The organism is Pseudomonas sp. RIT623, assembly GCF_004519305.1.
Taxonomy (GTDB): domain Bacteria; phylum Pseudomonadota; class Gammaproteobacteria; order Pseudomonadales; family Pseudomonadaceae; genus Aquipseudomonas.
In genome coordinates, this window is record NZ_SOZA01000002.1 from 257,584 (window position 1) to 284,571 (window position 26,988).

General features: G+C 65.2%; 25 protein-coding genes. 13 read left to right on the forward strand and 12 right to left on the reverse strand.

The window, feature by feature from the left end:
• Positions 1-8: 8 nt before the first annotated feature.
• Positions 9-818, reverse strand: a complete 810-nt coding sequence (tcdA, locus tag E3U47_RS03115; protein WP_134689545.1) for a tRNA cyclic N6-threonylcarbamoyladenosine(37) synthase TcdA — start codon at positions 816-818, stop codon at positions 9-11.
• A gap of 241 nt (positions 819-1,059) precedes the next feature.
• On the opposite strand from tcdA, the gene E3U47_RS03120 reads away from it, so the two are divergent.
• From E3U47_RS03120 to E3U47_RS03135, 4 genes are all read left to right on the forward strand, one after another.
• Positions 1,060-3,651, forward strand: coding sequence for a glycosyltransferase (locus E3U47_RS03120; protein ID WP_134689546.1), 2,592 nt, complete (start codon positions 1,060-1,062; stop codon positions 3,649-3,651).
• Between the two features lie 172 nt (positions 3,652-3,823).
• Positions 3,824-4,975, forward strand: coding sequence for a succinyl-diaminopimelate desuccinylase (gene dapE, locus E3U47_RS03125; RefSeq protein WP_134689547.1), 1,152 nt, complete (start codon positions 3,824-3,826; stop codon positions 4,973-4,975).
• Positions 4,975-5,787, forward strand: a complete 813-nt coding sequence (locus E3U47_RS03130; protein ID WP_134689548.1) for a putative RNA methyltransferase — start codon at positions 4,975-4,977, stop codon at positions 5,785-5,787. Before dapE ends, E3U47_RS03130 begins: the two co-directional genes overlap by 1 nt.
• A 19-nt stretch (positions 5,788-5,806) precedes the next feature.
• On the forward strand, positions 5,807-6,184 hold the full coding sequence (locus tag E3U47_RS03135) for a hypothetical protein (RefSeq protein WP_134689549.1): 378 nt from the start codon (positions 5,807-5,809) through the stop codon (positions 6,182-6,184).
• Positions 6,185-6,248: 64 nt separating this feature from the next.
• Here E3U47_RS03135 and E3U47_RS03140 read toward each other — a convergent pair whose 3' ends face one another.
• Positions 6,249-6,458: a cold-shock protein gene (locus E3U47_RS03140; RefSeq protein ID WP_011535295.1), complete on the reverse strand. Its 210-nt coding sequence runs from the start codon at positions 6,456-6,458 to the stop codon at positions 6,249-6,251.
• Between the two features lie 228 nt (positions 6,459-6,686).
• On the opposite strand from E3U47_RS03140, the gene plsB reads away from it, so the two are divergent.
• The 4 genes from plsB (at position 6,687) to E3U47_RS03160 (ending at position 11,220) form a co-directional block, all read left to right on the forward strand.
• Positions 6,687-9,173 carry a glycerol-3-phosphate 1-O-acyltransferase PlsB gene (gene plsB, locus E3U47_RS03145; protein WP_134689550.1) on the forward strand — a complete coding sequence of 829 codons (2,487 nt, stop codon included), beginning with the start codon at positions 6,687-6,689 and terminating at the stop codon, positions 9,171-9,173.
• Positions 9,174-9,311: 138 nt separating this feature from the next.
• Entirely contained in the window at positions 9,312-10,007 is a 696-nt protein-coding gene (locus E3U47_RS03150; RefSeq protein ID WP_134689551.1) for a hypothetical protein, read from the forward strand.
• 89 nt (positions 10,008-10,096) lie between these two features.
• Complete coding sequence (locus E3U47_RS03155) at positions 10,097-10,495, forward strand: YbaY family lipoprotein (protein ID WP_134689552.1); 399 nt, start codon at positions 10,097-10,099, stop codon at positions 10,493-10,495.
• A gap of 38 nt (positions 10,496-10,533) precedes the next feature.
• On the forward strand, positions 10,534-11,220 hold the full coding sequence (locus tag E3U47_RS03160; protein ID WP_134689553.1) for a DUF4197 domain-containing protein: 687 nt from the start codon (positions 10,534-10,536) through the stop codon (positions 11,218-11,220).
• An 89-nt stretch (positions 11,221-11,309) separates the two neighbouring features.
• Here E3U47_RS03160 and E3U47_RS03165 read toward each other — a convergent pair whose 3' ends face one another.
• Positions 11,310-14,366, reverse strand: a complete 3,057-nt coding sequence (locus E3U47_RS03165; protein ID WP_134689554.1) for an efflux RND transporter permease subunit — start codon at positions 14,364-14,366, stop codon at positions 11,310-11,312.
• Between the two features lie 6 nt (positions 14,367-14,372).
• Positions 14,373-15,470, reverse strand: coding sequence for an efflux RND transporter periplasmic adaptor subunit (locus tag E3U47_RS03170; protein WP_134689555.1), 1,098 nt, complete (start codon positions 15,468-15,470; stop codon positions 14,373-14,375).
• 182 nt (positions 15,471-15,652) lie between these two features.
• On the opposite strand from E3U47_RS03170, the gene E3U47_RS03175 reads away from it, so the two are divergent.
• Positions 15,653-16,282 (forward strand): TetR/AcrR family transcriptional regulator, encoded by a 630-nt coding sequence (locus E3U47_RS03175; RefSeq protein ID WP_167659424.1) that lies wholly within the window; start codon positions 15,653-15,655, stop codon positions 16,280-16,282.
• 12 nt (positions 16,283-16,294) lie between these two features.
• Here E3U47_RS03175 and E3U47_RS03180 read toward each other — a convergent pair whose 3' ends face one another.
• Positions 16,295-17,077 carry a class I SAM-dependent methyltransferase gene (locus tag E3U47_RS03180; protein WP_134689557.1) on the reverse strand — a complete coding sequence of 261 codons (783 nt, stop codon included), beginning with the start codon at positions 17,075-17,077 and terminating at the stop codon, positions 16,295-16,297.
• A gap of 98 nt (positions 17,078-17,175) precedes the next feature.
• Here E3U47_RS03180 and E3U47_RS03185 point away from each other — a divergent pair, with 98 nt between their 5' ends.
• Positions 17,176-17,793: an energy transducer TonB gene (locus E3U47_RS03185; protein WP_134689558.1), complete on the forward strand. Its 618-nt coding sequence runs from the start codon at positions 17,176-17,178 to the stop codon at positions 17,791-17,793.
• Between the two features lie 2 nt (positions 17,794-17,795).
• On the opposite strand, the gene E3U47_RS03190 is transcribed toward E3U47_RS03185, so the two are convergent.
• From E3U47_RS03190 to ppc, 7 genes are all read right to left on the reverse strand, one after another.
• On the reverse strand, positions 17,796-18,485 hold the full coding sequence (locus E3U47_RS03190) for an extensin family protein (RefSeq protein WP_134689559.1): 690 nt from the start codon (positions 18,483-18,485) through the stop codon (positions 17,796-17,798).
• A gap of 6 nt (positions 18,486-18,491) precedes the next feature.
• A complete protein-coding gene (locus tag E3U47_RS03195; protein ID WP_134689560.1) occupies positions 18,492-19,322 on the reverse strand; it encodes an oxaloacetate decarboxylase in 831 nt (276 codons plus the stop codon).
• 22 nt (positions 19,323-19,344) lie between these two features.
• Positions 19,345-20,214: a DUF72 domain-containing protein gene (locus tag E3U47_RS03200; protein WP_134689561.1), complete on the reverse strand. Its 870-nt coding sequence runs from the start codon at positions 20,212-20,214 to the stop codon at positions 19,345-19,347.
• 3 nt (positions 20,215-20,217) lie between these two features.
• Complete coding sequence (locus E3U47_RS03205; RefSeq protein ID WP_134689562.1) at positions 20,218-20,508, reverse strand: hypothetical protein; 291 nt, start codon at positions 20,506-20,508, stop codon at positions 20,218-20,220.
• Positions 20,509-20,640: 132 nt separating this feature from the next.
• Positions 20,641-21,315, reverse strand: a complete 675-nt coding sequence (gene tsaB, locus E3U47_RS03210; protein ID WP_134689563.1) for a tRNA (adenosine(37)-N6)-threonylcarbamoyltransferase complex dimerization subunit type 1 TsaB — start codon at positions 21,313-21,315, stop codon at positions 20,641-20,643.
• Positions 21,316-21,403: 88 nt separating this feature from the next.
• Positions 21,404-22,054 (reverse strand): adenylate kinase, encoded by a 651-nt coding sequence (gene adk, locus E3U47_RS03215; RefSeq protein WP_134689564.1) that lies wholly within the window; start codon positions 22,052-22,054, stop codon positions 21,404-21,406.
• Positions 22,055-22,312: 258 nt separating this feature from the next.
• Positions 22,313-24,940, reverse strand: a complete 2,628-nt coding sequence (gene ppc, locus E3U47_RS03220; RefSeq protein WP_134689565.1) for a phosphoenolpyruvate carboxylase — start codon at positions 24,938-24,940, stop codon at positions 22,313-22,315.
• 144 nt (positions 24,941-25,084) lie between these two features.
• On the opposite strand from ppc, the gene E3U47_RS03225 reads away from it, so the two are divergent.
• The 3 genes from E3U47_RS03225 (at position 25,085) to E3U47_RS03235 (ending at position 26,935) form a co-directional block, all read left to right on the forward strand.
• The gene (locus E3U47_RS03225; RefSeq protein WP_134689566.1) at positions 25,085-25,429 is read left to right on the forward strand and encodes a pilin assembly protein; all 345 of its coding nucleotides are present in this window, start codon (positions 25,085-25,087) and stop codon (positions 25,427-25,429) included.
• Positions 25,430-25,684: 255 nt separating this feature from the next.
• Positions 25,685-26,098: a DUF4398 domain-containing protein gene (locus E3U47_RS03230; protein ID WP_134689567.1), complete on the forward strand. Its 414-nt coding sequence runs from the start codon at positions 25,685-25,687 to the stop codon at positions 26,096-26,098.
• A 48-nt stretch (positions 26,099-26,146) separates the two neighbouring features.
• Entirely contained in the window at positions 26,147-26,935 is a 789-nt protein-coding gene (locus E3U47_RS03235; RefSeq protein ID WP_134689568.1) for an OmpA family protein, read from the forward strand.
• Positions 26,936-26,988 lie beyond the last annotated feature (53 nt).

Genomic DNA, 26,988 nt, shown 5'->3' on the forward strand with positions numbered 1-26,988 from the left:
GGCCGCTCCTACAGGGGCTTGGCCCGCTCCGACGGGCGCCGCGCTCCGGCCACCAGCTTCTCCACCGCCTTGCTCGCCGCCACCATACCAAAGGTGGCCGTCACCATCATCACCGCGCCAAACCCACCAGCACAGTCCAGCCGCACACCTTCGCCAACGAAGCTCTTCTGCAGGCACACGCTGCCATCCCCCTTGGGATAGCGCAGTTGCTCGCTGGAGAACACGCACGGCACGCCATAGTTGCGGCTGGTGTTGCGCGAGAAGTTGTAGTCCCGGCGCAGGGTCGAGCGCACCCGCGAGGCCAGCGGGTCGTTGAAGGTCTTGTTCAGGTCGCCGATCTGGATCTGCGTCGGATCGATCTGCCCGCCGGCGCCACCGGTGGTGACCACGGCAATCTTGCGCCGCCGGCACCAGGCGATCAGCGCGGCCTTGGCCATCACGCTGTCGATGCAATCGATCACGCAATCCAACTGCTCGGTGATGTACTCGACCATGGTCTCGCGGGTGACGAAGTCGGCCACCGCGTGCACCGTGCAGGCTGGGTTGATGGCGCGTAGGCGCTCGGCCATCACCTCGACCTTGGCGCGCCCGACCTGACCCTCGAGGGCATGGGCCTGACGGTTAGTGTTGCTGACGCACACGTCGTCCAGGTCGAACAGGCTGATCTCGCCCACGCCACTGCGAGCCAGGGCTTCGGCCGCCCACGAGCCCACCCCGCCGATACCGACGATGGCCACATGGGCCTGGCGCAGGCGCTGCAGGCCGTCGTCGCCGTAGAGCCGGGCAACGCCGGCGAAGCGTGGGTCTTCTGTGCTCATGCTGCTACCTCGAAAAATCCGGCGCGCATTATAGGCCAAGCAGCGTGATTCCGGGACGGCGTTGGCAAGAGTCCTGCCAAGCCTGCTTTAATGTCCTATTACGTAAGACGATCTGAACGACAAGCGAGCGGGCCAAGAACTTCATCCCTTGTCGAAAATCCAACGCATTGCCTGCCCTGGCAGTGTAGGACTTACAGCCAGACACCACGCCCCGCGCCTCTCTTCGGAACCACGAACACCTATGTCATCACGCAAATTCGGTCTCAACCTGGTGGTGGTGCTGGCCATCGCCGCGCTGTTCACCGGGTTCTGGGCCCTGATCAACCGCCCGGTATCCGCCCCTGCCTGGCCGGAGCAGGTCTCCGGCTTTTCCTACTCGCCGTTCCGCCTGGGCCAGAGCCCGCAGAAGGGCCAGTACCCCAGCGAGGAGGAAATCCGCCAGGACCTCGAGCAACTCAACAAGCTGACCGACAACATCCGCATCTACACCGTCGAGGGCACCCAGGCCGAAGTGCCGCACCTGGCCGAGGAGCTTGGCCTGCGCGTTACCCTGGGTATCTGGATCAGCAATGACCAGGAACGCAACGAACGCGAGATCGAGAAGGCCATTGGCCTGGCCAATACTTCGCGTAGCGTGGTGCGGGTGGTGGTCGGCAACGAGGCGCTGTTCCGCGAGGAGGTCAGCGCCGAGCAACTGATTGGCTACCTGGACCGGGTGCGCGCCGCGGTCAAGGTCCCGGTGACCACCAGTGAACAGTGGCATATCTGGAAGGAACATCCGGAACTTGCCAAGCATGTCGACCTGATCGCCGCGCACATCCTGCCGTACTGGGAGTTCGTGCCGATGAAGGACTCGGTGCAGTTCGTCCTCGACCGCGCCCGCGAACTGCGCAAGCAGTTCCCGCGCAAGCCGCTGCTGCTCTCGGAGGTCGGCTGGCCGAGCAATGGCCGCATGCGCGGCGGCGCCGACGCCACCCAGGCCGATCAGGCCATCTACCTGCGCACCCTGGTCAACACCCTCAACCGTCGCGGCTACAACTACTTCGTCATCGAGGCCTACGACCAACCATGGAAGGCCAGCGACGAAGGTTCGGTAGGCGCCTACTGGGGCGTGTACAACGCCGAGCGCCAGCAGAAATTCAACTTCGAGGGGCCGATCGTGGCGATCCCGCAGTGGCGTGCCCTGGCCGTGGCCTCGGTGGTGCTGGCGATGATCGCCCTGGCCATATTGCTGATCGACGGCTCGGCCCTGCGCCAGCGCGGGCGTACCTTCCTCACCTTCATCACCTTCCTGTGCGGCTCGGTGCTGGTGTGGATCGCCTATGACTACAGTCAGCAGTACAGCACCTGGTTCAGCCTGACCGTGGGCGTGCTGCTGGCGCTCGGTGCCCTGGGCGTGTTCATCGTGCTGCTGACCGAGGCCCATGAGCTGGCCGAGGCGGTGTGGATTCACAAGCGCCGACGGGAGTTCCTGCCAGTGCAGGCCGACAGCGCTTACCGCCCGAAGGTCTCGGTGCATGTGCCGTGCTACAACGAGCCACCCGAGATGGTGAAACAGACCCTCGACGCCCTCGCCGCATTGGACTACCCCGACTACGAAGTGCTGGTGATCGACAACAACACCAAGGACCCAGCCGTGTGGGAGCCGTTGAGGGCCCATTGCGAGAAGTTGGGCGAGCGTTTCAAGTTCTTCCACGTCGCACCGCTGGCCGGCTTCAAGGGCGGCGCGCTGAACTATCTGATCCCGCACACGGCCAAGGACGCCGAGGTGATCGCGGTGATCGACTCGGACTACTGCGTCGACCGCAACTGGCTCAAGCACATGGTGCCGCATTTCGCCGACCCGAAGATCGCCGTGGTGCAGTCGCCGCAAGACTATCGCGACCAGCACGAAAGCACCTTCAAGAAGCTGTGCTACAGCGAGTACAAGGGGTTCTTTCATATCGGCATGGTCACCCGCAACGACCGTGACGCGATCATCCAGCACGGCACCATGACCATGACCCGGCGCAGCGTGCTCGAAGAACTGGGTTGGGCCGAATGGTGCATCTGCGAGGACGCCGAGCTGGGCCTGCGCGTGTTCGAAAAGGGCCTGTCGGCCGCCTATGCCCACAACAGCTACGGCAAGGGCCTGATGCCCGACACCTTCATCGACTTCAAGAAGCAGCGCTTCCGCTGGGCCTACGGCGCCATCCAGATCATCAAGCACCACGCCAGCGCGTTGCTGCGCGGCAAGGACAGCGAACTGACCCGTGGCCAGCGCTACCACTTCCTGGCCGGCTGGCTGCCGTGGATCGCCGATGGCATGAACATCTTCTTCACCGTCGGCGCGCTGCTGTGGTCGGCGGCGATGATCATCGTGCCGCATCGGGTCGACCCGCCGTTGATGATGTTCGCCATCCCGCCGCTGGCGCTGTTCTTCTTCAAGGTCGGCAAGATCCTGTTCCTCTACCGCCGCGCGGTGGGGGTCGACCTGAAGGATGCCTTCGCCGCCGCTTTGGCAGGGCTGGCGCTGTCGCATACCATCGCCAAGGCGGTGCTGTACGGTTTCTTCACCAACAGCATGCCGTTCTTCCGCACGCCGAAGAATGCCGACAGCCATGGCCTGTTGGTGGCGCTTGCCGAAGCCCGCGAAGAGCTGTTCATCATGCTGCTGCTGTGGGGCGCGGCGCTGGGGATCTACCTGGTGCAGGGGCTGCCGAGTTCGGACATGCGTTTCTGGGTGGCGATGCTGCTGGTGCAGTCGCTGCCTTACCTGGCGGCGCTGGTGATGGCATTGCTGTCGTCGCTGCCCAAGCCCGCCGCAAAGGCCGCCGAAACACAACAGGCTTGAGAATACCGGGGGCGCTACGCGCCCCTTTCGCGACACAAGGCCGCTCCTACAGGGGATCGCACACTGCCGTAGGAGCGGCCTTGTGTCGCGAAAGGGCCGCACAGCGGCCCGCCGTTTGATATAAGATAACGCCCCTCAGATTTCCCGCCCTGCCTTGCCCCGGAGTCCTGCAATGACGGCCCCAGCCGAGCTTTCGCCTACCCTGCAACTGGCCTGCGAGCTGATCCGCCGCCCGTCGGTCACCCCGGTCGACGCCGACTGCCAGACCCAGATGATGAACCGCCTGGGCGCTGTCGGCTTCCAGCTCGAGCCGATGCGCTTCGAGGACGTCGACAATTTCTGGGCCACCCATGGCAACCAGGCCGGCCCGGTGCTGTGCTTCGCCGGCCACACCGACGTGGTGCCCACCGGCCCCGTGCAGCAGTGGCAGCATGAACCGTTCGAGGCACTGATCGACGCCGACGGCATGCTCTGCGGCCGCGGCGCCGCCGACATGAAAGGCAGCCTGGCCTCGATGGTGGTGGCCTGCGAACGCTTCGTGCACGACTACCCGAACCACCGCGGCAAGGTCGCCTTTCTGATCACCAGCGACGAGGAAGGCCCGGCCCACCACGGCACCAAGGCCGTGGTCGAGCGCCTGAAAGCGCGCAACGAACGCCTGGACTGGTGCATCGTCGGCGAGCCGTCGAGCACCAGCCTGCTCGGCGACGTGGTCAAGAACGGCCGCCGTGGCTCGCTCGGCGCCACCCTGACCGTGCGCGGCAAGCAGGGCCACGTGGCCTACCCACACCTGGCACGCAACCCGATCCACCTGGCCGCGCCGGCCCTGGCGGAGCTTGCCGCCGAGCACTGGGACGAAGGCAATGCGTTCTTCCCGCCGACCAGCTTCCAGATCTCCAACCTCAATTCTGGCACCGGCGCCACCAACGTGGTCCCGGGCGAGCTGACCGCGCTGTTCAACTTCCGCTTCTCCACCGAGTCGACCGTCGAAAGCCTGCAACAGCGGGTCGCGGCGATCCTCGACAAGCATCAGTTGCAGTGGCACATCGACTGGGCGCTGTCGGGCCTGCCGTTCCTCACCGAGCCGGGCGACCTGCTCGATGCGGTGTCCTCGAGCATCAAGGCCGTCACCGGCCGCGAGACCCGACCGTCGACCAGCGGTGGCACCTCCGATGGCCGCTTCATCGCCACCATGGGCACCCAGGTGGTCGAACTCGGCCCGGTCAACGCCACTATCCACCAGGTGGACGAGCGCATCCTGGCCAGCGATCTCGACCTGCTGACCGAGATCTACTACCAGACAATGGTACGGTTGCTCGCCTGATGCTCGCCTGCCCTCTTTGCCAGGCGCCCCTGGCGCGTCTCGACAACGGCGTGGCCTGCCCAGCCGGCCACCGCTTCGACCGCGCCCGCCAGGGCTACCTGAACCTGCTGCCGGTGCAGCACAAGAACAGCCGCGATCCAGGCGATAACCAAGCCATGGTCGAAGCCCGTCGCGATTTCCTCGACGCCGGCCACTATGCGCCGGTGGCCGGGCGCCTGGCGCAACTGGCCGCCGAGCGCCAGCCAGGCGCCTGGCTGGACATCGGTTGCGGCGAGGGCTATTACACCGCACAGATCGCCCAGGCCCTGCCGGCAGCCGACGGCTATGCCCTGGACATCTCCCGCGAGGCGGTCAAGCGCGCCTGCCGCCGTGCCCCGCAGCTCACCTGGATGGTCGCCAGCATGGCCCGCGTGCCCCTGGCCGACGCCTGCTGCGGCTTCATCGCCAGCGTGTTCAGCCCGCTGGACTGGGCCGAAGCCAAGCGCCTGCTCGCCCCCGGTGGCGGCCTGATGCGGGTGGGCCCGACCAGCGGCCACCTGCTGGAACTGCGCGAGGTGCTCTACGATGAAGTACGCCCCTACGCCGACGACAAGCACCTGGCGCTGGTGCCGCCAGGCATGCACCACGCCCACAGCGAAACCCTGGAGTTTCGCCTGAGCCTGGTCGAGGCCAAGGCCCGCGCCGACCTGCTGGCCATGACCCCGCACGGCTGGCGCGCCAGCGCCGAGAAACGCGCGCAGGTCATCGACCAGCCCGAGCCGTTCGAGGTCACGGTTTCCATGCGTTATGACTATTTCGTGCGCCAAGACTGAGCACACACCGGAGCCCCCCATGCGTCAACCCGATATCGAGATCTACCTCAAGGACGACGAGGTCGATCACAAGCAGATCGCCGACTGGCTGGCCCAGGCCCTGGGCCCGTGCAGCGAATGGAAGCAAAAAGGCCAGACCTTCAAGTGCACGGCCGGTAACATTCCGGTCACCTGGTTACCCAAGGCTGTGGGGAAATGGAACAGCCTGTACCTGGAAAGCGACCAGACCCCCTGGGACGACGACATCGCCTGCGCCCGCGCGGCGTTCGCCGCGCTTAACGTCGAAGTGCGTTGCGCGCCAGGTAGCTGGGCGGAAGAAGACGGGGAAGAAGATGCTGATCGCTGGATCCGCATCAGCGCCGACGGTGAAGAGGAAATCACCTGGCGTACCAGCTGAGACCGTTCGCATCAGGCTGCAAGTTCCACGGACAACTTGCAGCTTGAGCGTGCAGCCAGAAGGCTCAGAGCCCGACTACATCCTCTGCCTGCAGGCCTTTCTGGCCCTGCACGAGTGCGTACTCCACCTGCTGCCCCTCGACCAGGGTGCGATGCCCCTCACCGCGGATAGCCCGATAGTGGACGAACACGTCCGCACCACCTTCGCGCTGAATGAAGCCATAACCCTTGGCATCGTTGAACCACTTCACATTCCCAGTCTCACGAGACGACATCTGAACTACTCCGGATTTTTATTTTGAAGATCGCCTTGCTGGCATGGGCTCACCGCCCGCGCCGACGCAGCTTGCACGAATATCCTGCAAGCGGCAGGCCGAGTATATGACAGGGAACAAAAAAAATTCATGACAGGGGCATTTATGGCGGAATTTTGCTGAACTTACGCAGATACGGCAGACTAACGCGCTGAAAAAACACCGTTACTTCCACCCAGGGCCCACCCCATGACCCGTTCTCCCCTGCGCCGCCTCATCTTCGGCGCCCTGCGTCGCGTTCTCTACCTGTGGGTGCGCTCCGAAACCATCAACCAGTCCTCGCTGACGCTCAAGCTCGACCGCAGCCGACCGGTGTTCTATGCCCTCTCCTCGCCGTCGCTCACCGACTTGGCCGTGGTCGACCACGAGTGCACCAAAGCAGGGCTGCCGCGCCCGGTACTGCCGGTGGCCGTCGGCCCGCTGCAGGAGCCCGCGGCGTTCTTCTACCTGACCCCCGACCCCGACTGGCTCGGGCGCCAGGACAAACGCGGCGCGCCGCCCACCCTCGAGCGCCTGGTCGCGGCGATCAGCCAGCACGCCGAGGAAGACGCGCAGATCATCCCGGTCAGCGTGTTCTGGGGCCAGACCCCGGCCAGCGAGTCGAGCCCGTGGAAACTGCTGTTCGCCGACAGCTGGGCGGTCACCGGCCGCCTGCGGCGCCTGCTCAGCGTGCTGATCCTCGGGCGCAAGACCCGCGTGCAGTTTTCCGCCCCGATCCACCTGCGCGAACTGGTCGCCCACAACAAGGGCCATGAACGCACCGTGCGCATGGCCCAGCGGGTCATGCGCGTGCATTTTCGCAACCTCAAGACGGCGGTGATCGGCCCGGATATCTCGCACCGACGCAACCTGGTAAAGGGCCTGGTCCACGACCCGCTGGTGCGCCAGGCGATCAGCGACGAGGCCGACCGCGAGAAAATCCCTTACGCCAAGGCCGAGGCCAAGGCGCTGCACTACGGCAACGAGATCGCCTCGGACTACACCTACACCGCCATCCGCTTCCTCGAAGTGGTGCTCAGCTGGTTCTGGAACAAGATCTACGACGGCATCAAGGTCAACCATATCGAGCAGGTGCAGGGCATCGCCCCGGGCCACGAAGTGATCTACGTGCCCTGCCACCGCAGCCACATCGATTACCTGCTGCTGTCCTACCTGCTGTTCCGCAACGGCCTGACGCCGCCGCACATCGCTGCCGGCATCAACCTCAACATGCCGGTGATCGGCGGCCTGCTGCGCCGCGGCGGGGCGTTCTTCATGCGCCGCACGTTCAAGGGCAACCCGTTGTACACCGCGGTGTTCAACGAATACCTGCACACCCTGTTCACCAAGGGCTTCCCGGTGGAGTACTTCGTCGAGGGCGGGCGCTCGCGTACCGGGCGCATGCTGCAGCCGCGCACCGGCATGCTGGCGATCACCCTGCGCAGCTTCCTGCGCTCATCGCGCACGCCAATCGTCTTCGTCCCGGTGTACATCGGCTACGAGCGGGTGCTCGAAGGCCGCACCTACCTGGGCGAGCTGCGCGGCGCCAGCAAGAAGAAGGAATCGATCTTCGACATCTTCAAGGTTATCGGCGCGCTCAAGCAGCGCTTCGGCCAGGTGTACGTCAACTTCGGCGAGCCAATCCGCCTGAACAGCTTCCTCGACCAGCAGCAACCCGGCTGGCGCGAACAGGCGCTGGCCCCGCAGTTCCGCCCGGACTGGCTCAACGAGACCACCACCCGCCTGGGCGAGACCGTTGCCCGCCACCTCAACGAGGCCGCGGCGATCAACCCGGTCAACCTGGTGGCCCTGGCCCTGTTGTCGACCAGCCGCCTGGCCCTGGACGAACGTGCCCTGACCCGCGTGCTCGACCTGTACCTGGCCCTGCTGCGCCAGGTGCCCTACTCGCCGCACACCACCCTGCCCGAGGGTGACGGCAAGGCACTTATCGAGCATGTACTGGGCATGGACCTGCTGGCCGAGCAGAAGGACGCGCTGGGTCGCATCCTCTACCTGGACGAAGCCAACGCGGTGCTGATGACCTACTACCGCAACAACGTGCTGCACATCTTCGCCCTGCCGGGGCTGCTGGCGAGCTTCTTCCTCAGCAGCTCGCGCATGAGCCGCGAGCTGCTGGGCCAGTACGTACGAGCGTTGTACCCGTACCTGCAAGCCGAGCTGTTCCTGCGCTGGACACCCGAGCAACTGGACGAGGTGATCGACCAGTGGTTGGCGGCGCTGGTCGAGCAGGGCCTGCTGCGCCAGGAGGGCGAGGTGTACATGCGCCCGGCGCCGAGCTCGCGGCAGTTCGTGCTGCTGACCCTGCTGGCGCGGACCATCACCCAGACCCTGCAGCGCTTCTACATGGCCACCTCGTTGCTGCTCAACAGCGGCCAGCACACGCTGAACGCCGAGGAGCTGGAAGAATTGTGCGTGATGATGGCCCAGCGCCTGTCGATCCTGCACGGTCTCAACGCCCCGGAGTTCTTCGACAAGACCCTGTTCCGCCACTTCATCCAGACCTTGGTCCGCGAAGGGGTGTTGCAACCCGATGGCGATGGCAAGCTGGGTTACCACGACAAGCTCGCCGAACTGGCCGAAGGTGTGGCCAAGCGGGTGCTGTCGGCCGAGCTGCGCCTGTCGATCCGCCAGGTGGCGTTGCATCGCGACGAGCCACAGGACAGCATGAACATCTGAGACAACGTACGTGGGGGGGGAACTCAACCCCACGTGCGCAAAACTTCCATCTGATCAGCCCCCCTCCTGTTTCCCACAATCAGTTCCGATGCTGGCTACCAGCACCGTACATACCTAATGATTGAAACAGGAATTTTTATGACTGCTGACAACATCATCGAACTGCGCGGTTCGATCAAGCTCGACAACATTCCCCAATTCGAGGCCACTCCGGTGCGCGTTCTGGTGGCGCTGACCCATCCAGGCATCGTGCCTCGCGCCGAATGGCTGGCATCCTGCACCCAGCAGTACAGCGGCGCGCCGATCCCCTACCAGCTGCATGTCGATAAGCGTACCTTCCAAGCCAATGAAACACTGGAACTGGAAGCCATTCTGCTGGCAGGCTGGGGTGAGGGTTCCGAAAAGGCACGCGTCAAACTCGAGCTGTCGCTGGGTCACGACACTCCACGTGTCGAGCAGGACATCACCGTTCAAGGCCAGGACCAGGCGCCGCTGACTGCCCCCGACTTCAAACAAATCACTGGCACGGTACTGGCTTCAGACATCGAGGACCTGTCCGCGCACCAGCTGTTCGTCAACCTGTATGAAGTTAGCCTGAACGACGAGGGACAGAAGGTCTTCAACTCGATCTCCGAGAACGTCTACCAGATGCGTGATCTCAACGCTCCCTTCTCGCTGCACTACGACAAGCAGGTACTGGTGAACGACGGCGCCAGCCACGACCTGAGTTTCATGCTGCGCGCGCCGTCGGGCAGCATCGTTGCCGGTCGCGACATCGACCTGAATACCTGGGAGTCCGGCCAGCAGATCGAGCTGGGCAAGCCCAAAGCGTAATCGATCCACGGCAAGGTCACCCCTGCCGGTGAATTTCCGCTAAAGTCCTTGGGTTGGCCAAAAGCCGGCCCAAGGACCTTGGAGATTCCATGAAAAAGCTTGTCATGCTGTGTTGCGCATCCCTGCTCGCAGCCTGTTCCCATCACCCCGCGTCAAACCAGGCCAGCCTAGATGGCGAAGTCTTCTATCTACAGCGCATGGCCCTGCCGCCAGCCGCCACCCTCAGCGTCGAGCTGCAGGACGTATCGTTGATGGATGCTCCGGCCGTGATCCTGGCCCGTCAGGCCGGCCCAGTCAAAGGTAACGTGCCGCTGCCGTTCCACCTCGATTACGACCCTGCCCAGATCAAGCCTGGCCACCGCTATGCAGTGAGCGCGCGTATCGAACTGGACGGCAAGTTGCTGTTCATCAACACCGAGCACCACGGCGTCCAGCTCGACGGCGGCGCCCCACAGCCGGTGCGGGTCAAGGTCGATCCGGTCCGCTAAACCCGTTCGTTTCATATTCTGCCCATAAGGAAATCCCCATGATCCGCACTCCCCTGCGCTTCACCACCCTGTGCGCCGGCCTGCTGCTGTCGGCCAGCGCCTTGGCCCTGTCCCTTGGTGACCTGTCCCAGAGCGACGCCTCCGGCGGCCTGAAGGACGCCCTCACCCAAGGCGCGCAGATCGCCGTCAAGCAGCTGAGCACCCCGGGTGGTTTCAGCAACAACCCAGACGTGCGCATCGAACTGCCAGGCAACCTGGGCAAGGCTGCCAAGGCGATGAAAATGTTCGGCAAGGGTGATCAGGTCGAAGCCCTGGAAACCAGCATGAACAAGGCCGCCGAGGCCGCTGTGCCCCAAGCCCAGGCGATCCTCGTGGATGCCGTGAAGAAGATGACCGTGACCGATGCCAAAGGCATCCTCAGCGGCGGTCAGGACTCGGCCACCCAGTACCTGAACAAGAGCAGCCGCGAGCAGATCCGCGCCAAGTTCCTGCCGATCGTCAAGCAGGCCACCGACAAAGTCGGCCTGGCCCAGCAATACAACAGCTTCGCCGGGCAGGCCAAAGGCCTGGGCCTGATCAAGGATGACGCCAACATCGAGAACTATGTGACCGAGAAGGCGCTGGATGGCCTGTTCGAAATGATCGGCAAGCAGGAAGAGAACATCCGCCAGAATCCAGCCGGTGCCGCCACCAGCCTGGCCAAGAAAGTCTTTGGCGCACTTTGAAGCGCGCAGCGGCAAGCTTCAAGCTGCAAGCCACAAGAAAAAAGCGGGGCCAATGTAGCCCCGCTCTTCTTGCAGCTTGCGGCTTGTAGCTAGTCGCTTTTCTTGACCCTGAACCACGCCGCATACAACGCCGGCAGGAACAACAGGGTCAACACCGTGGCCACGATCAACCCGCCCATGATCGCCACCGCCATCGGCCCATAGAACACGCTGCGCGACAACGGGATCATCGCCAGCACCGCCGCCAGCGCGGTCAGCACGATCGGCCGGAAGCGCCGCACTGTGGCCTCGATGATCGCCTGCCAGCGATCCAGCCCCGCCGCGATATCCTGCTCGATCTGATCTACCAGAATCACCGAGTTGCGCATGATCATGCCCGCCAGGGCGATGGTCCCGAGCATGGCGACGAAACCAAACGGCTGGCGGAACACCAGCAGGAACAGGGTCACGCCGATCAGCCCCAAGGGCGCGGTGAGGAACACCATGAACATCCGCGAGAAGCTGCGCAGCTGAATCATCAGCAGGCTCAACACCACCACGATGAACAGCGGCATACCGGCGTTGACCGAACGCTGGCCGCGCTCGGAGTCCTCGACCGTGCCGCCAACCTCCAGCAAGTAGCCGTCCGGCAGCTTGTCCTTGACCTGTTGCAGGGTCGGCAGGATCTGCCTGACCAGGGTTACCGGCTGCTCCTTGTCGTAGATATCGGCCCGCACGGTGACGGTCGGCAAGCGGTTGCGGTGCCAGATGATGCCCTCCTCGAAGCCGTACTCCAGCGTGGCCACCTGCGACAACGCCACGCTCTGGCCGTTGTCGGTGGGCAGCGCCAGGCTGCCCAGGTTGCCCAGCTCACGGCGTTCTTCAGGCGTGCCACGCAAGAGGATCTCGATCAGCTCGTTGTCTTCGCGGTACTGGCTGACGCTGCTGCCGGTCAGCGAGCTTTGCAGGAAGCTCGACAGGTGCGCGGTGCTCACCCCCAGCGCGCGGGCGCGGTCCTGGTCGATGTCCAGGTACACCGCCTTGCTCGGCTCCTCCCAATCCAGGTGCACATTGACCACGTGCGGGTTCTCGCGCACCTTGGCCGCCACTTCCCGGGCCAGGGCGCGGACCTTCTCGATGTGCTCGCCGGTCACGCGGAACTGCACCGGGTAGCCCACCGGAGGGCCGTTCTCCAGGCGCGTCACCCGCGAGCGCAGGTCGGGGAATTGCTCATCCAGGGTGGCGATCAACCAGCTGCGCAGGCGCTCGCGGTCTTCCAACGACTTGGCCAGCACCACGAACTGGGCGAAGCTCGCCGCCGGCAGTTGCTGGTCCAGCGGCAGGTAGAAGCGCGGCGAGCCGGTGCCGACATAAGCGACATAGTTGTCGATGCCGTCCTGCTGCTTGAGCATCACCTCCAGTTGCTTGACCCGCTCGGCCGTGTTGTTCAGCGAGGCGCCTTCGGCCAGCTTGAGGTCGACCATCAGCTCGGGCCGCCCGGAGGCCGGGAAGAACTGCTGCGGCACGAAACGGAACAACAGGATGCTGCCGACGAAAGCGGCAATGGTCAGCACGATCACCGTCTTGCGCCGACGCACGCACCACTCCACCACCCGTCGCACCCGCTGGTAGAACGGCGTGCCGTAAGGGTCGGGGGCATGTCCACGGGCAGCGTGCAGCTTGGCCAGGTCCGGCAGCAGGCGCTCGCCCAGATAGGGCACGAACACCACGGCCGCGACCCACGAGGTCAGCAGGGCGATGGTCACCACCTGGAAGATCGAGCGGGTGTATTCACCTGTGCTCGAGGCTGCCGTGGCGATCGGCAGGAAGCCAGCGGCAGTGATCAGGGTGCCGGTGAGCATCGGAAAGGCGGTGCTGGTCCAGGCGTAGCTGGCCGCCTTGAGCCTGTCATAGCCCTGCTCCATCTTGATCGCCATCATCTCCACCGCGATGATCGCGTCGTCCACCAGCAACCCCAGCGCCAGCACCAGCGCGCCCAGGGAAATCTTGTGCAGGCCGATGCCGAAGTAGTGCATCGCGGCGAAGGTCATGGCCAGCACCAGCGGAATCGCCAGCGCCACCACCAGGCCCGTGCGCAGCCCCAGGGAGAAGAAACTCACCAGCAGGACAATGGCCAGGGCCTCGATCAGCACCTGGACGAACTCGCCGACACCGGCCTTCACCGCCGCCGGCTGGTCGGATACCTTGCGCAGCTCCATGCCCGCCGGCAGGCTCTGCGCCAGACGCGCGAACTCGCCCTCCAGGGCCTTGCCCAGCACCAGGATGTCGCCGCCGTCCTTCATCGACACGGCCAGGCCGATGGCGTCTTCGCCCATGAAGCGCATGCGCGGCGCGGGCGGGTCGTTGAAACCGCGCTGCACCTCGGCGACATCGCCGATACGGAAGGTACGGTCACCGACACGAATGGGGAACTGGCGAATCTGCTCGACACTGTCGAAGCGGCCACTCACCCGTAGTTGCAGGCGCTCGCTGGGGGTCTCGAAGAAGCCCGCGGTGCTTACCGCGTTCTGCTCGCGCAACGCCTGCTGCACCGCGCTCAACGGCACGCCGAGGGTGGCCAGCTTGACGTTGGACAGCTCGATCCAGACCTTTTCGTCCTGCAAGCCGACCAGCTCGACCTTGCCCACGTCCTTGACCCGCTGCAACTGGATCTGGATACGGTCGGCGTAGTCCTTGAGCACCGCATAGTCGAAACCGGCGCCAGTCAGGGCGTAGATATTGCCGAAGGTGGTGCCGAACTCGTCGTTGAAGAATGGCCCCTGAGCCTCCGGCGGCAAGGTGTGCTTGATATCCGCGACCTTCTTGCGGATCTGGTACCAGAGTTCGGGAATGTCCTTGGAATGCATCGAATCGCGGGCCATGAAGGTGACCTGCGACTCGCCTGGGCGCGAGAACGAGACGATCCGCTCGTACTCGCCGGTCTCCATCAGTTTTTTCTCGATGCGCTCGGTGACCTGGCGCGACACCTCTTCGGCGGTAGCCCCCGGCCACAAAGTGCGAATGACCATGGCCTTGAAGGTGAACGGCGGATCCTCGCTCTGGCCGAGCTTGGTGTATGACATGGCGCCGATCGCCGCCAGCAGGATCATCAGGAACAACACGATCTGGCGATTGCGCAGCGCCCAGGCGGAAAGGTTGAAACCCATCGGGACTTACTCCTTGGCCGTCAGGTTCACTTCACGGTTACTGCGGTCCACCGGGCGGACCTGCTGCCCTTCGCGCAGCACATGGCCGCCGGCGGCCACCACCCAGTCGCTGGCCTGCAGGCCTTCGAGCACCGGCACGCTGTCGGCGCCGTATGCGCCGAGGCGTACCGCGGCACGCTCCAGGCGATTGTCCTTGCCGACTCGCCAGACATAGGCCTGGCCCGCCTCGGCGGTCACCGCCGACAACGGCACCGCCAACGGCGCGCGCTCGCTGTGGGCGATGAACACCCGCGCGCTCTGGCCCAGTTCGGCCGGGGCGCTGCTGGAGGCGAAGGCGATACGGGCGGCGAAGGTGCGCGAGCGCGGATCAGCGGCCGGGGACAATTCACGAATGCGCCCCTCGAAGCGTTGGTCCGGGTGCGACCACAGCTCGACACTGACCTTCTGGCCGACAGCAAAACGGGCGAACTGCTGCTCGGGCAAGCCAATGGCCACCTCACGCTCGCCATCGGCGGCCAGGGTGAATACGGTCTGCCCGGCCGCGACCACCTGGCCCACTTCGACCTGGCGCTTGGCGATCACCCCCGCCTGCGGCGCGCGCAACACGGCATATTCGGCCTGGTTGCCAGCCACTTCGAACTCGGCCTTGGCTTGCTTGAGCCGCGCCTGGCCGGCACGGTAGAGGTTCTCGGCGTTGTCGAACTGGGAATGGCTGACCATTTGCCGTTCGAGCAGTTTCTGGTAGCGGTCGCGCTCGGCGCGCACCAGCGCCAGGTTGGCCTCGGCGGCGGCCAGTTGCGCGCGATTGGCCTCCAGTTGCAGGCGCACATCCTGGGGGTCGAGTTCGGCCAGCGGTTGCTCGGCCTTGACCCGCTGCCCCTCCTCCACCAGGCGCTTGCTGACCTTGCCGCCAATGCGGAAGGCCAGGTCCGGCTCGAAGCGCGCGCGCACCTCGCCCGGATAACTGTCTGCGGACGCCCCGGCGGGCTGGGGCTGGATCACCAGCGCCGGGCGCGGAGCCGCAGGAGGCGCGGCCTCCTGGCCGCAGGCGGTGAGCAGCACGATGGCAGCAGGCAGGGCGAGGGACAACGCACGACGCAACATGGGCAGGACCTTTGGCAGAGGACGCATCGAATATTTATACTGGCCGGTATATTAAGTCAGCGAAACGGGGCGGGGAAGCGGGTAAACAGGAGAAAACGTGCATTCGCCATGCGACGTACGCTACAGCCGGACAGCCCGCGACCCGGTAAGATGCTCACCTTTCCCAGCAGATACGGTTTCCAATGTCCAACGACGCACCCATCGGCCCAGGCCGGCCCAAGGACCTGGCCAAGCGCGAGGCCATCCTCGAAGCCGCCAAGTCGCTGTTCCTCAGCCTTGGCTATGCCAACACCAGCATGGATGCGGTCGCTGCGGCGGCAGGTGTTTCAAAACTCACGGTCTACAGCCACTTCACCGACAAGCAGACGCTGTTCGGCATGGCCGTCATGGCTACCTGCCAGAACCAGTTGCCCGACCTGATGTTCGAGTATCCCGAAGGGGTGGCGGTGGAAGAGGTGCTGCTGAACATCGCCCGTGGTTTCCAGGCGCTGATCAGCAGTGACGAGGCGGTCAAGCTGAGCCGATTGATCATCGCCTTGGGCAGCCAGGACCCAGGCTTCGGCCAGTACTTCTACGAGGCCGGCCCGAAGCGGGTACTGGCGGGCATGGAAGGCTTGCTACGCGACGTCGACCAGCGGGGGTTGTTGCGCATCGAGCATCCGTTGCAGGCGGCCGAGCACTTTTTCTGCCTGGTCAAGGGCGCACCGGACTACCGCCTGCTGATCGGTTATGCGCCGCCTTTGCAGGGCGACGCGGCCGAGGCGCATGTGCGAGAGGCGGTTGGGGTATTTGCCAGGGCTTACCGGCAGTAGCCGGTGAAGGCCTTAGCCTTTCAACGCCTTCTTGGGATAGATGTCATAGCGGCTCGACTTGCCTTCCAGGCTATGGCTCGGCTTGGGCCCATCGATAATCGGCGCCTTGCGCGGGCGCTTGACCACCACCCGGTGCGAGGCCAACGCCAAGGCTGCCTCGAGCAACGCCGGCGCATCCAGGTCATCCCCGACTAGCGGCCGGAACACGCGCATTTCCTTCTTCACCAGCGCGCTCTTGTCGCGGTGCGGGAACATCGGGTCCAGGTAGACCACCTGCGGCGCCTCGCCTTCCCAGGCGCGCATGCGCTCGATGGCATTGCCAGTCAGCAGGCGCATGCGCGCCACGATCGCGCCCACCTCTTCATTGCCCCGCGCCCGCGCCAGGCCGTCCTCCAACAGCGCGGCAACCAACGGCTGGCGCTCGATCAGGGTCATCTGGCAGCCCAGGCTGGCCAGGACGAATGCATCCTTGCCCAAACCCGCCGTGGCATCGAGCACCTGCGGCCGCACGCCCTGAGCGATGCCCACGGCCTTGGCGATCATCTGCCCGCTGCCGCCACCGAACAAACGCCTGTGCGCAGCCTGGCCCTCGACGAAATCAACCCGCACCGGGCCCGGCGCCTGCGGCCCCAGTTGCTGGATCTGCAAACCCTCGTCGCCCACCTGCACAGCGAATTGCGCGGCCTGGTCCACCAGCGGCAACCCCAGGCGCTCAGCCCATGCCACGGCCTGCGCCTGGAATTGCGGGGCCAATGCCTCGACCCTGATACCTGTGCCCTGCTGTTGCTCTGCCATCCGATCCCGCACTCGCAAATAAATTAATGAAAACCCGGCCAACGCCGATACAGGCCATATTCCCGCTATTCTGCCAGAGCACAACGCGCGCGACTGCCATGTCAGATACTCTTCCCATCGGCTTGACCTACCTGTCGCCCGTCGGCAACTACGGTCGGCAGAATACCCAGGCACTGGGTGGCGTCAGCCACCTATGGCAGGATTTCTTCGCCCGCGCGATGGCCGAGCAGCAAGGCGAGGTCGACGGCGCAGCCCAGGCCCTGGCGCAGTACGACCAGGAAAGCGGCGAACCCATCGGCGGCGCCCGCGCCCTGGCGCTGATCGATGCCCAGCGTGGCCTGCCGGTACACGACACCGAAGTCGCGCCGCCCGAGCCGCTGTTCCTGCCCAAGGCCGAGCTGGAGGCGCGTTTGTTGCCGCCTGCCCCCGAGCCGTTCAGCACTGCCGAGTTGATCGAGCAGCAGCGCCAGCTGGACATCAACAACAGCTGGCTGCGCCCGGTGGTGATGAGCCAGGGCCAACCTATCGCCGAGCCAGGCCCCGGTCCTTCGCCGCGTCCACTGTTCCTGCCGATTGCCGAGTTCGAGATGAACCTGCTCGACCCGGCGCCCGAGCCGTTCGATGAAGCGACCCTGGCCCAGCAACAGAACGAGCTGGAGTTCGATATTCACTGGGCACGCCCGGTGGTGCTGAACAATGTGCGCGTACAGGCCTGAGTTCATCGGCAGATCTGCCAGAACCCCATGTCCAGGTGGAAGTGATTGTGATGGGCGGCGTTATAGTCAGGCCCCAGCACCGTGCTGAAACTCCCGCAAGCCACCTGCTGCACCTCACGCAGGAATTGCGCCTTTATCCCCTGCCCTTGCCAGTCCCGCGCCAGTACGATGCGCTGGCCGTCCTTCAGGCGAAAACCACTGATATCCAGCGCATTGGCGGTGGCATGCTGGCTTGGACGTCCCTGTTTGCGATGGTAGACATTGCGGCAGGCGAAGCTGCCCAGGTGATCTATCTGGGCCACCGGCTGGCCGAACGCACGCTGCGCTGCCGGTTGCAGACCGTACACCTCGAACAACGCATAGGCCACCGCCAGCGGGCAACTGGCTAGAAAACTGCTGCTCAAACGCACATCGCCGCCATCGATGCGCCAGACATTACGCAATGGGCAACTGGCAGCCTCAGGGCTGTCCGCCTGCCGTCGATAGCGCAGGGACGAGGTTGCCAACGCCCGGCGACACAGCTCAGGATCATCGCGCAGGCGTGACAGCTTGTAGGGCGTCAACAGGTTCGGCGCCTGCCGCACATCCAGCACGGCCCAGGGGTTCCAGGTATCCGGCGGGCGCCAGCCCAGCAACTGCCAAGCCAGGCCTGCCAGCAGCAGGCCTCCCAGCAGCGCCAGGGTCAGGCGCATGCGGCCTCAGCGGCGAAACAGGTCATTGAGCTGGGCAAAAGGCAACGCCTGCTCGCCATAAGTGAAAGTTCCCTGCCCCTGGATCTCCAGCGCTGCCCGCTGCAGGCCCCCCAGCGCGGCACGGGCCAGTGACGAACCCACACTGATGCGCCTGACCCCCAGGTCCTGCAACTGGTTCACGCTCAGCGGCACACCTGCCAACCCCATCAACACGTTGACCGGCCTAGGCGCCACGGCCTGCACCACCGCGCGGATCTCATCGACACTGCGCAACCCCGGCGCGTAGAGCACATCGGCCCCCGCCTCGGCATAGGCCTGCAGCCGCTTGATGGTGTCGTCCAGATCCAGGCGCCCATGCAGCAGGTTCTCCGCGCGGGCGCACAGGGTGAAGGGAAACGGCAGGCTGCGGGCAGCCAGGACCGCGGCACGCACCCGCGCCAGCGCCAGCTCGAAGTCGTAGATCGGCGCCGCGCCCTGGCCACTGGCATCCTCGATGGAGCCACCCACCAGGCCGACCTCGGCCGCCCGCAGGATGGCCTGCGCGCAGTCCTCCGGCAGGTCGCCAAAGCCGTTTTCCAGGTCTGCCGCCACCGGCAGCGGCGTGGCATCGACAATCGCCTTGGCGTTGTCCAGGGTCTCATCCAGGGTCAACGCACCTTCCGCGTCCGGTCGCCCCAGGCTGAAGGCCAGGCCCGCGCTGGTGCTGGCCAGCGCCTCGAAACCCAGGCTGGCCAGCAACCGCGCAGAACCGGCATCCCACGGATTGGCGATGACGAACGCGCCATCACGTTCATGCAGCGCCTTGAAGGCTTCGGCTCGCAGGGTTTGCACATCCATGGATCAACCTCTCGCGTTAAGGTCAAAGTAGCCCCAGTTGTTCGACCTCCGGGGCGCGTGGCAATTCCGCCAAGGGCGCCAACCCCGGCAGGCGGGCCATCAGACGCTGGTGAAAACGCTGGGCAAGCGCTGCGGCGAGGCGGTTGTCCGAGGTGTGCAGGAATACATAAGGGCTGCGCCCCTCTTCGATCCAGGCCGCCACCTTGTCGACCCAGGGCGTGAGGAAAGGCTCGTTGGCCGCCAACTCCGGATGGCCGATGAAGCGCACCTGAGGATGCAGGCTGAACGCAGCGGGGCGCGGCGGCACCTTGGGCTTCTTGGACTGGGCGTGAAGCACAGCGGGCTCGCGGGACGCGCAACTGAACAGCGCGCGTGGATCGAGGCAGATACGTTCGACACCCCGCTCACGCAACAGGCGGTTGAGCAGGCGCTCCTCTTCGCCACGAGCAAAGAACGCATCGTTGCGCACCTCCACCGCCACCGGCACGCCGATCTCATCGAGGAAACACGCCAATTCACCCAACCGCGTCGGGCCGAACATCGCAGGTAACTGCAGCCAGTACGGGGATACCCGCGCGCCCAGTGGCGCCATCAGCTGAGTGAAGTTGCGGGCCGAATCGAGTTGTTCGCGCAGGTCGCCAGCATGGCTGACATCACCAGGGAACTTGGCAGTGAAGCGAAACCCCGGCGGCATGAGTTGCGCCCAGCGCTCGACGGTGGTGGGGGCTGGACGGGCATAGAAGGTGGTATTGCCCTCGACGGCGTTGAACACCTGACTGTACAGCCCAAGGTACTCGCCGGAGCGCGCGTCGGTGGGATAGAGATAGTCGCGCCAGGCATTTTCAGCCCAGGACGGACAACCGAGAAAATAAGGCAGGGCTGATGGCGTCATCCATCAAATGTACAGGTCCAGCCCCAGCACTTCCATCTCCCAGTCGGTGAAGCCGGCAGTGGTCAGGTAGCTGGCCAGGGCCGAGGCCGTGCGCCGGTCACGGGCGCGGGGGAAGATCAGGTCCTGCTGACGAGCTGGGAGGTTCTCGCTGCGACGGCTGGCGCGGCTGATCTGCGCGTCGGTATCGTCGATGATCTCGGCATCGGCCTCGTCGATGTTTTCGTCACGGGCCAACGCCTTGCGCGGCGCGCGCTTGATGGGGTAGCTCGATGAGGAAAAACCGTCGATACGCATGAAAAAGGCACTCAGGATCAATGATGGCAATTTAGCAGCATCAGGAATCCTTCGCTAATGCCCGAACTGATAACTGGACCACAGATCGCGCAAAAGGTTTTATCGTGATCGGCGATAGCCGACGAACTGCCTTCAGCGCGCCTTGGGCGTAGCCACATTATCGCGCAGGTACACCGGTTGCGCCTGCTCGGCGGCGACCGCCTCGCCCCGGGCCCAGGCAAAGCCGGCCAAGGTCAGGATATCCTGGGCGCTGGGCAACGCGCAGGCATCGCTGGCGGCGACCTGCACCGCCAGGCGCTCGGCATAGCCCCAGCCACTGCCGGCGCCGAACCACTCACCGCCCAGCCCGGATGGCAGGGCTACGCGCTCCGGCGGCAGCACCGCCTCGTGGCCGACCAGGCGCATTTCGCCCTGCTGCGCCTGGTAGCAGCCCCAGTACACCTCGTCCATGCGCGCATCGATGGCCGCGGCCACCTGCTGCGCACCGCGCTCACGCAGCGCGCCCTGGGCCAGCGCGGCCAGGTTGGATACCGGCAGCACCGGGCGCTCGAGGGCGAAGGCCAGGCCCTGGACCACGCCAATGGCGATACGCACGCCGGTGAAGGCACCGGGGCCACGACCGAAGGCGATGGCATCCACCGCGCTCAAAGCCACGCCCGAGTCGGCCAGCAGCTGCTTGATCAGCGGCAGCAGCTTCTTCGCGTGCAGGCGCGGGGCCACCTCGTAATGGCTGGTCACCTTGCCATCATGCAGCAGGGCGACGGAACAGGCTTCGGTGGCGGTATCCAGGGCCAGCAAGGTGGTCATCGAGCAAGGTATCCAGGCGATAGGAAAAAGAGCGGCAGTATAAACGACAACGGCCCGCAAGCGGGCCGTCGTGACGCACGGTGGCGGATCAGCTCAGGGCTGCCAGCACCTTGGCGGTGATCGACTCGACCGAGCCAACGCCTTCGATGTGGCTGTACTTCGGCTTGCCGGCGTTGGCGGCCGACAGCTTCTGGTAGAAGTCCACCAGCGGCTTGGTCTGGCTGTGGTAGACCGACAGGCGATGACGCACGGTCTCTTCCTTGTCGTCGTCGCGCTGGATCAGGTCTTCGCCAGTGGCGTCGTCCTTGCCTGCAACCTTCGGCGGGTTGTACTGGATGTGGTAGGTGCGACCCGAGGCCAGGTGCACGCGGCGACCGGCCATGCGCCCGACGATCTCTTCGTCGTCCACGGCGATCTCGACCACGGCGTCGATGTCGACACCGGCAGCGACCATGGCTTCAGCCTGCGGGATGGTGCGCGGGAAACCGTCGAACAGGCAGCCGTTGGCGCAGTCCGGCTGGGCGATGCGCTCCTTGACCAGGCTGATGATCAGCTCGTCGGAGACCAGCTGGCCGGCATCCATGACTTTCTTGAGTTCCAGGCCCAGCGGGGTGCCGGCCTTGACGGCGGCACGCAGCATGTCACCGGTGGAAATCTGGGGAATACCGAACTTTTCGGTGATGAACTTTGCCTGAGTACCTTTACCGGCCCCGGGAGCTCCCAGCAGAATTACGCGCATCTTGTGCTCCTCATATTTTTCTATGCAAATCAACGGATTCGGCGCACAAGGCCAACTCCGGAAAATCGGATGAGACCGCAAAATCGGTCAAAAGGCTGATCAAGATACACAGCGCCCGCCCCCCCGACAAGCGTCCCAAAGTGGCAGGAATGCGCCACTTGCGGCCCGCCAGGGGGGCGGTTGCGCCCGGCGCAACCAGGCATCATGCCCGCGCGGGGCCCCAGGCAGCACACCCGGGTGACCTGGCGCCCCGGCCCTTCAACCGGTATTGCGCAAGCCCGCCGCGATACCCGCCACGGTCACCAGCAAGGCCTGCTCCAACGGGCTGTCCAGAGCGGCTTCACGGCTGCGCGAGCGTGCCAGCAGCTCAGCCTGCAGGCGGTGCAACGGGTCCAGGTAGGTGTTGCGCAAGCGGATGAATTCCAGGGTTTCCGGGCTGTGCGCGAGTAGCACCGGCTGGCCGGTCAAACCCAGTACCACCTGGCAAGACTGCGACAATAGGTCGCGCAGGTGCGCGCCCAGGGGCAGCAGCGCAGGTTGCACCAGACGTTGGTCGTAGGCCTCGGCAATCTGCGCGTCGGCCTTGGCCAGGACCATCTCCAGCATGTCGATGCGGGTACGGAAGAACGGCCATTGCTCGCGCATCTGCGCCAGCAGTTCACCCTGGCCGCGGGCCAGGGCATTGTTCAGCGCGGTTTCCCAGCCCAGCCAAGCGGGCAGCATCAGCCGCGTCTGGGTCCAGCCGAAGATCCAGGGAATGGCCCGCAGGCTCTCGATACCGCCGGCGCGGCGCTTGGCCGGGCGACTGCCCAGCGGCAGGCGACCCAGCTCCTGCTCCGGCGTCGACTCGCGGAAATACTCGACGAAGTCCGGGTTGTCGCGCACCACGCCGCGATAAGCCTTGACCCCATCGGCCGCCAACTGGTCCATCAGCGCGCGCCAGGCTGGCTGCGGCGGCGGTGGCGGCAGCAAGGTCGCTTCCAGCACCGCGGCCAGGTAAAGGTTGAGGTTCTGCTCGGCAATGCCGGGCAGGCCGAACTTGAAGCGGATCATTTCGCCCTGCTCGGTGGTGCGCAAGCGCCCGTCCACCGAGCCCGGTGGCTGCGACAGGATCGCCGCATGGGCCGGGCCGCCGCCGCGGCCAACCGTGCCGCCACGGCCATGGAACAACAACAGCTCGACCTGATGCTCGCGACAGATACGCACCAGGTTCTCCTGGGCGCGGTACTGGGCCCAGGCGGCGGCGGTGGTGCCGGCGTCCTTGGCCGAGTCCGAGTAGCCGATCATCACCTCCTGCGGACCGTGCAGTCCGGCGCGGTAGCCGGGTAGCCCCAGCAGGCGTTGCATGACCGGGCCGGCGTTGTCCAGGTCGGCCAAGGTCTCGAACAGCGGCACCACCCGCATGGGCCGGGTCAAGCCAGCCTCCTTGAGCAGCAGCTGCACTGCCAGCACATCCGAGGCGGCGCCGGCCATGGAGATCACGTAGGAGCCCAACGAGGCCGCTGGCGCGGCCGCGATCTCGCGACAGGTGGCCAGTACTTCGGCAGTGTCGGCCTCGGGCTGGAAGTGCGCCGCCAGCAATGGCCGACGGTTCTTCAGCTCGGCCTGGAGGAAAGCGATGCGCGCCTCCTCGTCCCAATCGGCATAGCGCCCCAGCCCAAGGTAATCGGTAATTTCCGACAGCGCATCACGATGGCGGGCGGCGTCCTGGCGCACATCAAGGCGCACCAGGAACAGGCCGAAGGTCACCGCCCGGCGCAGGCAGTCGAGCAACGGCCCATCGGCGATAACGCCCATGCCACACTCATGCAGCGAGTGATAACACAGCTGCAATGGCGCGATCAGGTCGCAGTTGTCGACCAGCACTGCGGCGCTGGCCGGCTGCGTCGCCGCCAGCGAGGCATGGGCCCAGGCCCGGGTGGCGCGCAGGCGATCACGCAACTGTTTGAGCAAGGCGCGGTACGGCTCGGCACTGTCGCCGACCTGGGCGCGCAGTGCCGGGCTGGCCTGCTGCATGGACAATTCGGCGGCCAGCTGGTCGATATCGCGCAGGAACAGGTCGGCGGCCATCCAGCGCGCCAGCAGCAGCACTTCACGGGTTACCGCCGCGGTGACATTGGGGTTGCCGTCGCGGTCACCGCCCATCCAGGAGGCGAAACGCACCGGTGCCGCCTCCAGCGGCAAGCGCAGGCCGGTGGCATCGTGCAGCGCGCCGTCGACCTTGCGCAGGTGATTGGGGATCGCTTGCCACAGCGAATGCTCGATCACCGCGAAGCCCCATTTGGCCTCGTCCACCGGGGTCGGCCGGGTGCGGCGGATCTCCTCGGTGTGCCAGGCCTCGGCGATCAGTCGGCGCAGGCGCTCGCGCACTTGCTGGCGTTCGACGGGAAGCAGGTCGCGGTGGTCCTGCGCCGCCAGTTGCGCGGCGATGGCGTCGTACTTCTGGATCAGCGTGCGGCGGGCCACTTCAGTGGGATGGGCGGTGAGCACCAGCTCGATATCCAGCCTGGCCAGTTGGCGGGCCAGGGCATCATTGGCGTGCCCCGCGGCCTGCAACCGCGCCAGCAGCTCGGGCAGTACCCGCGCCTCGAACGGCGCGGGCTGGTCGGCGTCGCGGCGGTGGATCAGCTGGTACTGCTCGGCGATATTGGCCAGGTTGAGGAACTGGTTGAACGCCCGCGCCACCGGCAGCAGGTCTTGCTCGGCAAGGTCGCCCAGGGTCGAACTCAACTGCTCGCCGGCATCGCGCCGGTCGGCCTTGGCACTGTGGCGAATGTCCTCGATCTTTTGCAGGAACGCCTCGCCATGCTGCTGGCGAATGGTCTCGCCCAGCAGCTCCCCCAACAGATGCACATCCTCACGCAAGCGCAGATCGATATCGCTCATCGGGCCTCTCCATTCCGGGAAACAGCAGGCCTCAAGAGTGCCCACCAAGCCGCGCGCCTGGCAAGCCGGGAACGCGCAAAGCAACTAAAGTGAACACAGGTCATCCGAAGCAATGCCACTTTCGAGGCTTTGACAGAGGTCATCATGAAAATCCGCGAACTCGCCCAGCACTGGGAACAGAATGCCTCCGGCCGCCTGAGCCCGACCGGCCATGTCCTGCACCTGGACATGGAAGCCGAAGCGCGCCTGGCCGCGCTGATCGAGATGTACCCCAAGCGCAGCCCCGAGGAACTGCTCGGTGAGCTGGTGGCCGCCGCGCTCGAGGAGCTGGAAGCCAGCTTCCCCTACATCAAGGGCCAACAGGTGATCGCCACCGACGAGGAAGGCGATCCACTGTACGAGGACATCGGCCCTACCCCGCGCTTTCTGGCCCTCTCCCGCCGCCACCTGCAGGCCCTTGGCCGAGTGCAGGAAGACCCCTCGCACTGAGCTTCGCGGGTGCCGGGCCAGGCCCGGCATACCGCCATCGGCCGCGTAAGTTCCTGGTCAAATCCGCTGACCAATTAGTCAGAAAAAAATACCTTTAGCGTGCAAATTTTTCTGAACTATTCAAAAAACGCCTCGGTCACAGCCAATAGCCATCACGGCAAAACCCTTAAGACCCGGGCGTTGCCGCGCTCGCCTGGCGACAGGGGAACAGCGATGAACCCGTAGCGGCCATCGTCGTTTAACAGGAGTGACCCAATGGAGTTGACCACCATGAAGACCCGCATCGAAAAACCTACTTCCACTCACCTGCGCGGGCTCAAGCTGGCCGCGCTGGCCCTGGGCAGCAGCCTGGTGCTGGCCGGTTGCGCGGGCAAACCGCCTACCGAGCAGTACGCCGTGACCCAGTCGGCGGTCAACTCGGCGGTGAGTGCAGGCGGTACCGAGTTTGCCGCGGTGGAAATGAAAGCCGCCCAGGACAAGTTCAAGAAGGCCGAGATCGCCATGCATGACAAGCAGTACGACGAGGCCAAGCTGCTCGCCGAACAGGCCGAGTGGGACGCCCGCGTCGCCGAGCGCAAGGCCCAGGCCGCCAAGGCCCAGAAAGCCGTGCAGGATGCCCGCCAGGGTGTCAACGACGTACGTGAGGAAGGCCTGCGCAGCGCCGAATGAGCCTGCCCCGCCACTTGAGCCTTCGTTAGAGATCAAAGGATGAACACTATGCGCAAACACATCATGATTCCCGCCCTGCTGGCCCTGAGCGTAGGCCTGGCTGCCTGCTCCCACGACCCGAACGCCAACCTGGAATCGGCCCGCACCAACTTCTCGGCCCTGCAGAGCGATCCGCAGTCGAGCAAGGTGGCCGCGCTGGAGACCAAGGACGCCCAGGACTGGCTGAACAAAGCCGACAAGGCCTACATGGACCGTGAGAACGAGAAGAAGGTCGACCAGCTCGCCTACCTGACCAACCAGCGCGTGGAAGTAGCCAAGCAGACCATCGCCCTGCGCACCGCCGAGGCCGACCTGAAGAATGCCGCGGCCCAGCGCGCCCAGGCCAAGCTGGACGCCCGCGACGCGCAGATCAAGAAGCTGCAGGACAGCCTCAACGCCAAGCAGACCGATCGCGGCACCCTGGTGACCTTCGGCGACGTGCTGTTCGACTTCAACAAGGCCAACCTCAAGAGCAGCGCCTACCCGAACATCACCAAGCTGGCCCAGTTCCTCCAGGAGAACCCTGAGCGCAAGGTGATCGTCGAGGGCTATACCGACAGTGTCGGCTCGGCCAACTACAACCAGACCCTGTCCGAGCGCCGCGCAGGTTCGGTACGCATGGCGCTGGTGCGTGCCGGCGTCGACCCTGCGCGCATCGTCGCCCAGGGTTACGGCAAGGAGTATCCGGTGGCCGACAACGGCAGCAACTCGGGCCGTGCGCAGAACCGTCGGGTGGAGGTGACCATCTCCAACGACAACCAGCCGGTGGCGCCGCGCGCAGTAAGCCAAGTGCAGTAAGTCACGCAGATGCAGTGAAAAGCCCCGCCTGATGGCGGGGTTTTTCATGCATG

What these genes read in the sequence shown, in the direction of transcription:
- tcdA (WP_134689545.1), bottom strand. Translation starts at nt 818, where the DNA reads ATGAGCACAGAAGACCCACGCTTCGCCGGCGTTGCCCGGCTCTACGGC.
- E3U47_RS03120 (WP_134689546.1), top strand. Translation starts at nt 1,060, where the DNA reads ATGTCATCACGCAAATTCGGTCTCAACCTGGTGGTGGTGCTGGCCATC.
- dapE (WP_134689547.1), top strand. Translation starts at nt 3,824, where the DNA reads ATGACGGCCCCAGCCGAGCTTTCGCCTACCCTGCAACTGGCCTGCGAG.
- E3U47_RS03130 (WP_134689548.1), top strand. Translation starts at nt 4,975, where the DNA reads ATGCTCGCCTGCCCTCTTTGCCAGGCGCCCCTGGCGCGTCTCGACAAC.
- E3U47_RS03135 (WP_134689549.1), top strand. Translation starts at nt 5,807, where the DNA reads ATGCGTCAACCCGATATCGAGATCTACCTCAAGGACGACGAGGTCGAT.
- E3U47_RS03140 (WP_011535295.1), bottom strand. Translation starts at nt 6,458, where the DNA reads ATGTCGTCTCGTGAGACTGGGAATGTGAAGTGGTTCAACGATGCCAAG.
- plsB (WP_134689550.1), top strand. Translation starts at nt 6,687, where the DNA reads ATGACCCGTTCTCCCCTGCGCCGCCTCATCTTCGGCGCCCTGCGTCGC.
- E3U47_RS03150 (WP_134689551.1), top strand. Translation starts at nt 9,312, where the DNA reads ATGACTGCTGACAACATCATCGAACTGCGCGGTTCGATCAAGCTCGAC.
- E3U47_RS03155 (WP_134689552.1), top strand. Translation starts at nt 10,097, where the DNA reads ATGAAAAAGCTTGTCATGCTGTGTTGCGCATCCCTGCTCGCAGCCTGT.
- E3U47_RS03160 (WP_134689553.1), top strand. Translation starts at nt 10,534, where the DNA reads ATGATCCGCACTCCCCTGCGCTTCACCACCCTGTGCGCCGGCCTGCTG.
- E3U47_RS03165 (WP_134689554.1), bottom strand. Translation starts at nt 14,366, where the DNA reads ATGGGTTTCAACCTTTCCGCCTGGGCGCTGCGCAATCGCCAGATCGTG.
- E3U47_RS03170 (WP_134689555.1), bottom strand. Translation starts at nt 15,470, where the DNA reads ATGTTGCGTCGTGCGTTGTCCCTCGCCCTGCCTGCTGCCATCGTGCTG.
- E3U47_RS03175 (WP_167659424.1), top strand. Translation starts at nt 15,653, where the DNA reads ATGTCCAACGACGCACCCATCGGCCCAGGCCGGCCCAAGGACCTGGCC.
- E3U47_RS03180 (WP_134689557.1), bottom strand. Translation starts at nt 17,077, where the DNA reads ATGGCAGAGCAACAGCAGGGCACAGGTATCAGGGTCGAGGCATTGGCC.
- E3U47_RS03185 (WP_134689558.1), top strand. Translation starts at nt 17,176, where the DNA reads ATGTCAGATACTCTTCCCATCGGCTTGACCTACCTGTCGCCCGTCGGC.
- E3U47_RS03190 (WP_134689559.1), bottom strand. Translation starts at nt 18,485, where the DNA reads ATGCGCCTGACCCTGGCGCTGCTGGGAGGCCTGCTGCTGGCAGGCCTG.
- E3U47_RS03195 (WP_134689560.1), bottom strand. Translation starts at nt 19,322, where the DNA reads ATGGATGTGCAAACCCTGCGAGCCGAAGCCTTCAAGGCGCTGCATGAA.
- E3U47_RS03200 (WP_134689561.1), bottom strand. Translation starts at nt 20,214, where the DNA reads ATGACGCCATCAGCCCTGCCTTATTTTCTCGGTTGTCCGTCCTGGGCT.
- E3U47_RS03205 (WP_134689562.1), bottom strand. Translation starts at nt 20,508, where the DNA reads ATGCGTATCGACGGTTTTTCCTCATCGAGCTACCCCATCAAGCGCGCG.
- tsaB (WP_134689563.1), bottom strand. Translation starts at nt 21,315, where the DNA reads ATGACCACCTTGCTGGCCCTGGATACCGCCACCGAAGCCTGTTCCGTC.
- adk (WP_134689564.1), bottom strand. Translation starts at nt 22,054, where the DNA reads ATGCGCGTAATTCTGCTGGGAGCTCCCGGGGCCGGTAAAGGTACTCAG.
- ppc (WP_134689565.1), bottom strand. Translation starts at nt 24,940, where the DNA reads ATGAGCGATATCGATCTGCGCTTGCGTGAGGATGTGCATCTGTTGGGG.
- E3U47_RS03225 (WP_134689566.1), top strand. Translation starts at nt 25,085, where the DNA reads ATGAAAATCCGCGAACTCGCCCAGCACTGGGAACAGAATGCCTCCGGC.
- E3U47_RS03230 (WP_134689567.1), top strand. Translation starts at nt 25,685, where the DNA reads ATGGAGTTGACCACCATGAAGACCCGCATCGAAAAACCTACTTCCACT.
- E3U47_RS03235 (WP_134689568.1), top strand. Translation starts at nt 26,147, where the DNA reads ATGCGCAAACACATCATGATTCCCGCCCTGCTGGCCCTGAGCGTAGGC.